A 12,523-nucleotide genomic window follows, 5' to 3' on the forward strand; every position below is an offset into this window, starting at 1 on the left:
TTATTCATCCCTCTCGAAACGAAACCCGCCTTCCGGAATAATCATCTCAAACCTGGCCCCTTCTCCATAAACCCCGCATTCCTGTATCCTAATCCCGGTGATATCCAGGATCTCCCGGATTAAAAATAACCCAAGACCGGTATTTTTCCCATGACCCTGTCTGAATATTATCTCTTTTTCTTCAGGAGGAATTCCGGTCCCGTTATCCTCATACACAAGACAGTACTCATGACCCCTGACCTCCCCGAAAACCCGGACTTTTGATGCCCCTTTACTATGCCGGAGGGTATTATCAAGCAGGTTATAAAAAACCCTTGAAAACATCAGATCTGCATATACAAAGAGTCCGGAAATATCCAATGAAAAGAACATCTTTTGTGTAAGCGGGAGGATATCCGGTTCATTAAATATACTCGCGACACGAATCCACCGGGGAGCTGTTGTGCCCATGTTTTCATAGACACCGGTAAAAGAAATTATCTCTACTATCTTTTCACCGGCCTCGACAATTCGAAGAGGTGCTTCAGGATCTCTTTCATTGCCGGATTCCTGCAGCATCCGGGCATATCCGTTAACCACCGTCACCGAATTCAGGATATCATGCCGGGTAATACCGGAAAGAAGTCCCAGTTTTTTATTTGCCTGCCTGAGGCTTTCTTCAGCCGCACATCGTTCAGAAACCTCATGCTGAAGCTGTTCATTTCGTGCAGAAATTTCCTGCTTGGCAATTTCACGTTCGGTTACATCTATGCAGAGGATAAGTATTCCATCCGCTTTTAAGGGATTCTTATCCAGGTTTATCGGATACTCCCGAAATTCCAGCCACCGGGAAGAGACCTTTGAAATCCCCGAACGGGAGACAGAAACTCCGGAACCATCGTTAAAATTCCCGGGAAGATATGGAAAAAGAGCAGAGTAATGCTCTCCGATAATATCCTGTGTTACCGGAAGATACTGCACCGCAGCAGGATTCATCTCAACGATCCGGGAATCTTTATCCAGAACAATAACCCCTTCCTGCATATCCTGGATAATCTGCTTGTAGGCTATCGGAATTAGATCAAAGAGAGAGTACCGGGTTATCGCATAAAAAAGGACGATTCCAGTCAGGATAAATGAAAACGGAGTAATATCAATCCCCCGGAAGACCGGAGCAGCAAAGGCATAGAGAAGGCTGGACACAAACGGAAAGAGTGAACTTACAAATACCAGCCACATCTGAACTGCATAAGCCGGAGGAGACCGGATAGCTGACTGAAGCAGCAGCCATACTGCAGCAGAGTAGAGCATAATACTGTAGATGATCTCCACCCAGTACCATGCTCCATGCATATAATAGAGGGAGAACCCGGCAAAAAATGAGTGAATCAGGTAAATTTCCGGCCAGACAAGACCATGAAAGGGAAATGTTGCAGAAATAAAAAAACTGATACAGGGAATAATGATCAGGGAATAGAACATAACCGGCGGTATCCGGTCAGATGACCTCGTGAACTGGAGAACAAAAAACAGGAAAAAGACCGGAACAACGAGATCAATTACGGATATTACGGACCAGAATAACTTGGAAATAACCGACGTCGATACCGACTCAAGAAAGTAAGAGAAAGACCAGCAGAAAACACCGGCCATGAGATACACAAATGACCGCATTACCTTCTCATGTATCCGGGTAAGTGCATACCCGGCAAGAGCTATGGATATCAGGGAGGATAGGAAGAGCAGGGAAGCATAGAGTGAAAATTGCATGATGTGTTAGTTCCAATGATTTGATTCGTTAAGCTGAACAGTGATGGTTCCTATGTGTATAGTCGGAACAGATAAACAGGTTTCTTATTTTGAATACCCGAAGATACCTGTCCGGCGTATATCTCATTAACCTGAAAGGTACACATATAACAGATGAGGCTATCCGAATGGGAAATTTCTGCTATCAAATCCGTCATTCATGGTCTTGATCCAAGAGCCCGTATCATCCTGTTTGGATCGCGGGCAGATGATTTAAAAAAAGGTGGAGATATTGACCTTTTTATTCTGTCAGATACTCTGACAGGAAAAGATAAGAGAAATATCAAAATAGAGTTGAATGAAAAAATCGGGGAGCAAAAGATAGATATTCTCATTAAGCCAGATGCCGGAACGCCTCTTGGAAGAGTTGCAATGAATGAGGGGATTGAATTATGAACCAGGCAGAAAGACTGGCAATACTCATACAGACTGAAAAGTATCTCCTTGAGAGTAAAAAATGGCTGTCGCACTCATATAATATCTGCTCTGGTATTGGGAAAAAAAACCATTATTCAATTGAGGAAATGGATGCTTTTGAAGCATTAAGCAGCAGATTTGCCCGTGCAAGTGATATCCTTATTCAGCAGATGCTGCGAACCATCAGTCTTATTGAACTGGAACCAGATGGAAGTGTTCTTGACCGGATTAACCGTGCCGAGAAACGGGGGTTCATTCATTCTGCTCAGGATTTAAAGAATATCAGGGAGATAAGGAATGCCATTGTGCATGAATACCAGCAGGATGATATTATTCAGCTTTTTCATGATATTCTTGAATACACACCAACTCTGCTGGAAACAATAGAATCAACACTTGCGTATATCAAAAAATATACCGGTGAAAGGTCTAGTGGGTTTTAATCAGAAAACCAGAATATTTCAAATAAAAATACATTTTCTCTTTTTTTCTCTGGTTTCAAACTTATTTCATGGTAATGGGGATCTTTTTTCATATCACTATACTTATTTAGAGAAACCTAGATTATACCATGCAACCTGATCAAAAACCACCCACACATACTAATCAAGTAATTTTTTACAGGATTTTTGCATTACTCCTCATAGGATTTTTGTTCTGCATTCCAGCGGGAGCCCTAGAAGAGACGAATACTACAATCCCCCTCCATATCCTTGCGGTGAACGATTTCCATGGACAATTAACTTCCGGCCAGAGCATGAACGGTTCCCCGGTGGGAAGTTTACCAGTTCTCGCCAGTTATCTTCGGGAAGCAGTATCACAATATGGAAGAAATAATACTATTATCGCTCTCCCCGGAGACATGACAGGTGCATCTGAGGCTGAATCAGATTTACTTCTGGATGAACCGACAATTCTCTACTTTAACAGTCTTGCAACCGGTGACTGGAAAAAAACCACATTAAATAATGATACAAACATTCAGGTTATTGGATGTCTAGGAAACCACGAATTTGATCGGGACACAGATGAACTTTTCCGGCTCATTAATGGAGGAAATGGAAATACAAACATCACACATCTGGTTGATCCGTATCCCGGAGCTCTCTGGCCGGTTGTAACAGCAAATGCTTTTGATAATAGCACCGGAGAATTACTCTTTGAACCGTACTTTATCAAAGAGATTGATGGAATTCCGGTAGCATTCATTGGTGCAGTAACAATAGAGACTGCAGAGACCACCCTGCCTGCCAATGTCAAATCATTATTATTTACAGATGAAGCAGATGCCATAAACAAACAGGTTAAAATCCTTCAGAAAGAAGGCATTCATTCATTCGTCATTCTTATTCATGAAGGAGGAACACAAACCCCTTATGATGGCCTGACCAGAGAGACAGGTGATCTTTCCGGAAGAATCACATCAATTATTTACAGACTTGATGAAGATGTTGACGTAGTCATATCTGCTCACACCCATCAATTTACTAACCAGTATCTTCCTAACGCCGGTGGAAAACCAACCCTGGTAACTCAGGCTTATTCCTATAGTAAGGCATACGCTGATATTGACCTGGAGATAGATCCGGAAAGCAAAGATATTATTGAAAAATCAGCAACTATTGTTTCAGATTACGCAAACCAGGGACTGGGGTTAGAACCGGATAAAAATGCAGAGGAACTTCTAGATGCGGTAAATATTGCTGTTGATCCGTTAATTGATGAAATTATTGCAAGTACTGACATACCAATCACCAGGAATGTTGAGGAAAATGGAGAATCTCTTCTTTATGATATTGCAGCAGATTCAATGCGTTGGGCAATGAACACTGACATGGGTATTATTAATGAAGGATCTCTTCGTGCAGATATCCCTGCCGGGGAGATAACCACAGGGATGGCTTACTCAGTCATGCCATTCCATGACCAGATATACACCATCCAGTTGTCAGGTGAGCAGGTAAAAGATCTCTTAAACCAGCAATGGACCCGGACGATAAAACCGGATCATCTCCTGCAGATATCCGGATTTTCCTACTCCTATGATAATTCCAGCGAATCTGATAAGGTAACTGGTATCCTGTTTGATGGAAAAGAACTGGATATGGATGAAACATACACCATTGCATCAACTGATTTCCTTGCAGAAGGAGGAGATGGGTACACGGTTATGGAAGAGGGAGTTATCAGCGGATATGGAAACCTGGATGTCGATATCTTTATTGATTATTTAAAAAGTCTGCCGTCACCAATACAGACAAGAACCGGTGGAAGGATAAATTCAACCAATAATTAAAATCCGGAGATGAATAAGTCATAACCGATGGAAAAATCACGATGCCGGATTCAGGGGTTCAAAAAATAATGCCCTCATACCTCCGGATAACGGTACCTCTTTTATTCTGACCCTTTTTTCCGTCTTATCATGACACCGGATAGGAATTACTGGTGATTTAAATGATGTTTTACTTTCAGAATCCAGCGGAGTTGGATGAATTTTTTCCCGGCATCCCAGATCCGGAATAGTGCTTTGGAGCCATTCTCCGGGATGAACACAGTCATCACTGGTAAATCCGAATTCTTTTGTGAAAACAGGATTTATTTTTATAATCCGGTTCGTATTATCAATGAGCATGGCCGGTGTCGGAATCGCAGAGATAAACTCATCAACCTGTCTTATACTCCGTGAAAGTCGTTCTTCAGTCTGCCTTCTTGCGATGGCTATCGAAGCCTGGCGGAGAAATGATTCTATTGCCTGTTTATTCTGAAGTGTTTCATCCTTTCCAAGTAATATTCCCACAATCCCATAGAGCCGGTCCTGCCATACAAGACCGGTGAGATAGACTTTTGCCAGGTTAAACCTCAAAACCATCGCATTACAGGCCTTCTCTGGAAACATATGAGCACAGAGGTCATAGAAAGAAATTTCTTCGTCCTCAAAAAAAGGCCTAAACCGCATTTCTCTCATTGCTCGTAAAGTCAGGGGGGTCTCATAGAAAGGAGCCGCAGAAAAAAATTCTACAATAGGACAGGGGAGACCTACGACATCATAACCGAGGAGTGAACGTACACCATCACGAAGTTCCTTTCCCTGAACTGCTTTTAGAAAAATCTGCCCGGAAGCAAGGTCAAATGATTCCACAAAACACCGGGGGGTGCCGGGTAATAGTTCGACAACCTTTTCAGAGACATATTCATAAATATCAGCATCAGGAGGTAAATCAACAAGCTCCACTGCTGTTCTGGCCAGAAATTCCATGTTATTTACATGTTGTTTCTGTTCGGTGATGTCTTCCAGGACAATGGTCAGACCTTTGTTTTTTTCGTCAAACAACGTGGGAATTACTTCCATCTTGTAGTAATACTCAATCCCCTCTCTGCAAAACCTTACATCAGTAATTATCTGTTCTCTCTCTGTTGAACGGATAATATCCATGGTTTTTGGAGTTGACAGGATAGGAAGACCATTCCCGATAATATTTCTCCCGATCATTTCTTCCTTTGAAAGTCCGGAAAGGCTTATGTATTGATTGTTTACCTGGACAATATTCATGTCCATATCCACAATTACTATCATATTCTTGGTAAAACACAAAAATGCAGATAACGGAACCCGTTGTGAAAGCCAGTATATCCGGGCCGAACCTACCTGCCTTGTCTCAACCTTTCCCTCCGCTTTCAGAATGTCAAGATATTTAGCGGTAATAGTTCTGTTTTTATTGATTTTTTTAGAGATATCAGAAATGGTAAGTCCACGGGGACTGGACTTCAGAATTTTCTGGATAACACCGGATACTTCCTGATCCTCTCCCATCATGAAATGTTAGTTGAAGTGTCGATTATTAATAATATCTCCCCTCCATTTTTCCAGATAATCGGGATTAAAATTTTAGATTGTGGGCATATTTCAGGGTTTCATAAAGAAAAGAAGCATCCCATCCGATACCAGGACCGGCTGTATACATACTTCAGCCCTCACGTTGTTTTTACTGGTTAGAGAAATAAGAATAGACTCGCTTTTTATTGTGCTATCAGATGCGCTTTTCAAAGTTTCCAGTATCCTGTGTTGATCCTGAATACCCGGAAATGTTTGTTTAAGCCATATATCCCGGGTAGGGATATCAGTCAGTGAATATCCAAAATCATCTGTGTATTTTCGGTTTACATGGGTAATTCTCCCATGATTATCCATGGTTAAAACCGGGAGTTCTGCTTCGTTGATGAGATTGTGATAATCCTGTTCACTTTGGGATAATCGCTGTTCAGTCATACGTCTTGCAATTGCAATAGATGCCTGACGGAGGAATGATTCAATCACCTGCCAGCTCTCAAGGTCTTCATCCGGACCCATGCAAATTCCAACAACACCAAAGATCTGTTCCTGCCAGACAAGTCCGGTAAGATAGGTCTTCCCGATATGATTCGTGACGAGAAATTTTTCACATACATCACGGGGAAACAGATGAGCACAGATATCATAAAAGGAAAACTCCTCATCTTCAAAGAGAGGTCTGTGTTTTAATTCACGCATTGCTCTTATTGATAAGGGACCTTCGAAATATGATTTCTCAGAGAAACATTCCTGTAAAGGAACAGCAAGTCCGACCAAATCCCTTCCTCCGGCAAGATATGCAGATGCTTTTCTGAACGCTTCTCCAAAAACTGCCCTTATTAGTAACTGACCGGTTACCTGATCTAATGAGATAACCCAGCACCGCTTACTTTTTTCCGGGAGAAGTTCACAGACACATTCTGCAATATACTGGTATATATCGGCATCCGGATTAAGCTCAACCAGTTCCATTGCGGTTCGTGCCAAAAATTCCATGTTTTTCAGATGCTTTTTCTTTTCGGAAATATCTTCAAGGACAATGGTAAGCCCCTTCTCTCCGTCTTCAAAATGAGTGGGAATTACTTCAATTTTATAAACATATTCATAATTGTCTTTAAAATAGGATATCTCACTGATGACCTGTTCGTTTCCAGAAGAACTTATTATGCTGATTGCCTTTTGAGAAGAGATAAGAGGCAGACCATTCTCGAGAATACTTCTCCCGATTAATTCTTCTTTTGAAAATCCACTGATAGAAAGATATTGATTGTTCACCTGGACAATATTCAGATCCTTGTCTAATATCAGGATGATATTCCGGGTAAAACATAAAAATGCAGATAACGGAATTCGCTCTGAAAGCCAGTATACCCGGGCAGAGCCAACCTGTCTTGTATCAACCTTCCCTTCTGCCTTTAAGATATCCAGATGTTTCGCAGTAATATTTCTGTCCTTTTTTATTTTTTTCGAGATCTCTGTGATGGTGAGCCCTCTCGGGCTCAGTTTCAGGCTCTTTTGGATCAAATTATATAGTGCCTGATCCTCTCCCCCCATAATAAACGTTAAGAGACTTGTCTAATCTTAATACTTATGTCATTACCGATAAATTCTCAAAAAAAGTCCTCGAAAAAATCGGATAATGTTTTTGATATCTTCTTACCTTTTTTAACGTTTTTGATTTTCATTGTCTTTATCCGGATTAAAGGAGATGGATCTATAAAAACTCCCGGAAAGATCATGACCGATATCGTTTTTCGAATATACTGACGCCTTTTTGGTTTTCTTGGAACAAGTACCGGAAACAATTCCCCCTTCATATACTCCATATCTCCAGTCCATTTCATCTCATCAAAGAGTGAATAGACCGGTTGAAAGGCAGCCGGAAGATGGGGAGAAAGGTATTTTTCCGGAAAAATTCCCTGACAGAGGGATTGATACGGGATGATTGTTGATTTTTTTAGCCATACACCCGGTGCATCATTATCCTGGCTTTGGGAATTGAGTAATCCGGGAGTTTTTCCGGAAATACGGAATGGAACAGTAAGAGAACAGGGAAGAAAGATAACCGGAATCAATGGGTGTTTTCTTTGAAAAGCTCTATGTTTTAAGGATCTTACAGGTGTTGTTGGATGAGACAGGAGGAGGACAGCCGGTGATGAGAGCTCATTAGGAACGATGCCGGAAGAAAGAAAAAAGCCAATATATCTTTCCGGCCTGCAAAAAGGGCAGTATCCAGGAATAATGGAGTACCAGTGATCCGGATTGACCGTGCAGGGAACAAGGGAAAATAATGTATTTTCAGCACGTAAAAACCACCGATAGAGGGTTTTTCCAAGGGATTCACCCACCCTGTCTGCAGTGAAAATGCATCGGAATGGATATGGAATCACATCAAAAGAAGGTGAAAAGACACTTTTCCATGCATCATGTGAAGAATGATACCCGTCCATCATCATCGAAAAAAGCAGCGTTCTGACTTCATCAAGGAGAGAAGATTCCCTTTCACCATTAAAATCACTCTCTTCCCGGGGGACTGCAATCACTTTGACCGAACTGTCAGGTCCGACAAATACCGAACGTGGAGAGAGACTAAATGGCATCAGAGAGGCCTCCACTATTGTTTTAACCGTAAAAAGCAGATTCCGGCATGCAGCGACCCGGTGACGAAAAGAAAACTGATCTCCTTTCCAGGATTGCCGGCTCTCCGGGTCGGTAGCAATATGCCAGTGAATATAAAAGGAAAAGTCAATTTCAGGAATAAGGTACCTGATGGCTTTTGCTATCTTTTGTTCCTGGTATACCATCATCTCCGGAAGGATAACAGACGGAGGGAGAGATCGTTTATCTTTCGGACAGGACACCAGGGGTTTAAAACCGGAATGGCCGATAAGCAACTGAAACCCGGATCTATCTGTCCGTCTTATCTCTCCATGATGTATCCGGATAACGTGGGTTCCTACGGTAACCGGCCTTCCCATTTCATCAGAGTATTCCGGGATCTTTTGCTCCTGAACTGATGAATGAATAAGAATCCTGGACTCCTGGGATTCATCAGAGAAACCAGAAGATACCCTGTCATTTCCATTGAGGAGGACATGTTTCCATCGCCTCGGTTCCGGTCTTGCCTGGGGGTGCTGATGGCCGGTTACAAAGGCCTCGTGAAAGAGAGTTCTGACCTTTTGAGGTATCCGGTCATACGGGGGGGCATATTCAGGAGGATAAAGGCCAGGTATCTTTGCTTCATAGGAAAAAAGGCCACGGAGAATTTTATCTGTAGTTGTCGGTGCGTCTTCGATAAGCGGACCTCTTCCCTGGTATGGATGAGCACCCTGCATTAAAAACCGGAAGATAAGCACTGCAAGGGCAAACCTGTCTGCAAACAGCCGGTCAATATCCTGTTTTTCAAATGAACCATTGATGAGTTCAGGAGGTAGATACTCCCCGGTCCCGACTTTACAAAACCAGGTCCGGGAAGAAGAAGGATCGGTAATCTGAAATGAATCGGTATCAATCAGGCATATCTCACCGGATGTGCTGATAAAGACATTGTTCTCACGAAGGTCGCCAATACAGTGACCAGCATTGTGTACAATCTCCACAAGTCCTGCAAGTCTTCCGGCTGCAAGAAGGCAGGCATTAAACTCCTGGTCCGGCTGGTCATACCAGGAATGAACCGGAGTGAATCGACTGTCAAGTCTTGTCATAATATACCCCACGAACCTCGGGGAAGTTCCAGCAGACCTGACAATCCCGGCAGGCCAGCAGATTCCGGTTAACTGTGGTGTGTGAAGTGGATTTTTCTGCATGGCCTGGATCTTTTCTTCCATCTCCTGACTGCACCGGTGTGGATGAAAGACTTTCACACATCGTGATTCATCCCCGTCAATATACCAGATCTCTCCTTCTCCACCAGATTTTCCGGAAGATACAATCTGAAGAGCCATCCCGAGATTATCAATGACGGTCATCCTGGACCGGGCTCTTATCCGGGGGACGTGCATCCGGGGTTTTACCTGGGCCTGATATGTCCTTACAATCTCAAGGTTCAGGGTATACGGACCGGCATTTGTAATCACCATAACCGGTACTGATGCAGGAACAGTTCCGGGAAGAAGACGGGTATCCACCCGGATAGTGATGATAGAAAAATCCTCCACCGAAAAGATAGAGGGGACTGCAGTAATCCAGGGAAATTTCGAGGGTATTGTCCCCCGGAGAGTTCCGGTACCTACGTTCCGGATGATGAGACGCTCTTCAATTATTCCCTTGACCGACCAGGAGATCCGCAGCGATGACGGGGTTAACCGGGCAACAGGACCTTTTGTGGGGGAACGGTGAATTGATACCTCAACAATCTCTTCTCCCCCGTTGGTCCTGACATGAATTCTCCCGACCGGGTGACGGGCCGGAGGAGCTTTTGCCGTTATAACTTTTACCGGAATCACCTGAACAACTCTGGCCCAGATCCCCCGTACCGGAATTTCAATCCAGTCACAAAGCGGGACTGCAGTTCCGGATAAAAAACCAGGCCCTGAATTTCTTATTGTAAGGGAGAAGTCAATCGTCTCATCTTTTGTAATACTACAAAACTGGAAGACCTTTTCATCTATCCGGAGCGTTGATACGGGAACCAGAGAAGGTTGTATCACGACCTTTATCCGGGTAATCCCGCCGGTTGACAGAATATATACCCAGGTTATCGCATCAGAAGGGGCTTTATCAGCTCTTATCTCAAGGGCTATTTTCTGGATGAATGTGGTATCAAGATTTGCATCAAGGACCGTAACCCAACTGGCATCAGAACGAACACTCCCATACAGTCTGCCTTTTCCTTCATTCATGACCACCAGTTCTTCACGAACCGGGCCGGATGAAGAGGGAGAAACCTGTATTTCAGTACGGTCAACCCGGATTTTTGGGCCATTCCCGGTTGACCTGTGATTCATCAGACTGGCTCACCCGGACTGCTAAAACCTGCAGCAAGGGTCATATCATCCGAAGACAGAGCACGCATCCGGTCAGAAAAGAGGAGGTCGCAAATCTCTGCATTACAGTCCCGGCCTTCAATATAATACTCCCGGAGTGCTTTTACCAGGGGAATGATGAATGGTTTGTATGGCTGTAATCCACCTTCTTCCCTTCTTATAAGTGCCCCCTGGCATCCGTCGGTGGCAAGAAGTACGGCATCTGCCTTTCCAGAAGATATCCGGAGATGTTTTTCCCAGGTCCTGGCAGTCAGAACTGCAGTTTCATTGGCATATTCAGCATTACCAGGAGCTGAAAGCACCGACACATCATCGCCAAAAACGCAGGCACAGACACCATCACCGATATGACCGCACCAGACACAATCCCCCTTCATCACAACCAGTGCAAGAGTTGTTGCATAGGATGAAAGCGGATGTCCGTTTGTTTCTGCTAAAGCGGTGAGACAAGACCGCCCACTGGCGATACCATCCCGGATAATATCAGATACAGGGATTTCTCCATCATCATCCGCCATTTTTATGAGTCTGGCAACCTCCCTGACACAGGCGGTTACTGCAGCCTCCGCTCCTTTGCCCCCATAATCAGCCGAAGAAAGACCATCTGCCACCGCCAGAACCAGGCATCCGGGAAGATTTTCAAAAGCCCAGGCATCTTCGCAGGGAATACTTCCCTGGATATGGCGGGTTCCCTGAACTGAACCTCCACAGGCAAAATAATCCGGACCAGTCATGGTTTTCATAATACCTTAGAGCTGAATAACACCCCAGCCTTCAGGCCCGACCGGGTTTTCCAGAGAGATCTGTTCACCAATCCTGGAGTCTGATATCTGGGACAGACTTTTGGAGAGCCATAGGAACATCTCAGCCCACTTTGCTTCTTTGAGCATCAGAGGGGTTCGTGAAGGCGGAGAGATCTCACTAAGCAGGGATATGTTAGCCTGGTCAACTCCCAGTGCCCAGAACAGGAATTTATGGCTCTCCTCACCCCCATGCACGGCATCAATTACTTCCTGCCATCTTGCATCACCTTTGCGCATATCGGTTGGCTGTCCGTCGGTGATCAGGAAGATCCACGGCCGGTAATAATCAGTACCGATCCTTTTGTACTCTTCTTTTCTATCATCAATGACCCTGACCGCTTCCAGAATTGCTTCACCCATCGGAGTATATCCACCTGCGACAAGTTCGGGGGGTTCAAACGCTGATATCCCGGTAAAAGGTCTGACCAGTTCAACCCCTTTTCCAAATGTGATAACCGCAAGATCAATTCGTTTCACGGCAAGATCATCCTGCTGCAGTTCATCAGTCAGAATGCGAAGCCCCTCGTTCAGTTCAGCGATTTTATTACCTGACATCGATGCCGATGTATCCAGGACAAGGACCGTTGCACAGTGAGGGTGCTGCGGATAAGGAATGTCAACGACGTCTTCGAGTTTTTCAGGACCCATTGATTGAAAATTGACTGGTAAATTATAAAATGATTGTCAATACAATCCGG

At 44.0% G+C, this 12,523-nt stretch carries 9 protein-coding genes; 3 read left to right on the forward strand and 6 right to left on the reverse strand.

The window, feature by feature from the left end; genetic code table 11:
- Window positions 1-1,749, reverse strand: a complete 1,749-nt coding sequence (locus DLD82_RS05115; protein ID WP_109940028.1) for a histidine kinase N-terminal 7TM domain-containing protein — start codon at window positions 1,747-1,749, stop codon at window positions 1-3.
- Window positions 1,750-1,902: 153 nt separating this feature from the next.
- Here DLD82_RS05115 and DLD82_RS05120 point away from each other — a divergent pair, with 153 nt between their 5' ends.
- The 3 genes from DLD82_RS05120 to DLD82_RS05130 all read left to right on the forward strand — a co-directional run bounded on the left by DLD82_RS05120 (window position 1,903) and on the right by DLD82_RS05130 (window position 4,501).
- Complete coding sequence (locus DLD82_RS05120; RefSeq protein WP_109940029.1) at window positions 1,903-2,184, forward strand: nucleotidyltransferase domain-containing protein; 282 nt, start codon at window positions 1,903-1,905, stop codon at window positions 2,182-2,184.
- Window positions 2,181-2,648 (forward strand): hypothetical protein, encoded by a 468-nt coding sequence (locus DLD82_RS05125; RefSeq protein WP_109940030.1) that lies wholly within the window; start codon window positions 2,181-2,183, stop codon window positions 2,646-2,648. Before DLD82_RS05120 ends, DLD82_RS05125 begins: the two co-directional genes overlap by 4 nt.
- A 128-nt stretch (window positions 2,649-2,776) precedes the next feature.
- A complete protein-coding gene (locus DLD82_RS05130) occupies window positions 2,777-4,501 on the forward strand; it encodes a bifunctional metallophosphatase/5'-nucleotidase (RefSeq protein ID WP_109940031.1) in 1,725 nt (574 codons plus the stop codon).
- Between the two features lie 36 nt (window positions 4,502-4,537).
- Here DLD82_RS05130 and DLD82_RS05135 read toward each other — a convergent pair whose 3' ends face one another.
- The 5 genes from DLD82_RS05135 to DLD82_RS05155 all read right to left on the reverse strand — a co-directional run bounded on the left by DLD82_RS05135 (window position 4,538) and on the right by DLD82_RS05155 (window position 12,473).
- Window positions 4,538-6,022 carry a PAS domain S-box protein gene (locus DLD82_RS05135; protein ID WP_109940032.1) on the reverse strand — a complete coding sequence of 495 codons (1,485 nt, stop codon included), beginning with the start codon at window positions 6,020-6,022 and terminating at the stop codon, window positions 4,538-4,540.
- A 90-nt stretch (window positions 6,023-6,112) separates the two neighbouring features.
- Window positions 6,113-7,591 carry a PAS domain S-box protein gene (locus DLD82_RS05140; RefSeq protein ID WP_109940033.1) on the reverse strand — a complete coding sequence of 493 codons (1,479 nt, stop codon included), beginning with the start codon at window positions 7,589-7,591 and terminating at the stop codon, window positions 6,113-6,115.
- A 56-nt stretch (window positions 7,592-7,647) separates the two neighbouring features.
- Window positions 7,648-10,983, reverse strand: a complete 3,336-nt coding sequence (locus DLD82_RS05145) for a hypothetical protein (protein WP_109940034.1) — start codon at window positions 10,981-10,983, stop codon at window positions 7,648-7,650.
- Window positions 10,983-11,765, reverse strand: coding sequence for a PP2C family serine/threonine-protein phosphatase (locus DLD82_RS05150; protein WP_109940035.1), 783 nt, complete (start codon window positions 11,763-11,765; stop codon window positions 10,983-10,985). The genes DLD82_RS05145 and DLD82_RS05150 overlap by 1 nt, the downstream gene beginning before the upstream one ends.
- Window positions 11,766-11,771: 6 nt before the next feature.
- Window positions 11,772-12,473: a vWA domain-containing protein gene (locus DLD82_RS05155; RefSeq protein ID WP_109940036.1), complete on the reverse strand. Its 702-nt coding sequence runs from the start codon at window positions 12,471-12,473 to the stop codon at window positions 11,772-11,774.
- Window positions 12,474-12,523: the final 50 nt, after the last annotated feature.

Origin of the sequence: Methanospirillum stamsii, from assembly GCF_003173335.1 — an archaeon.
GTDB lineage: Archaea > Halobacteriota > Methanomicrobia > Methanomicrobiales > Methanospirillaceae > Methanospirillum > Methanospirillum stamsii.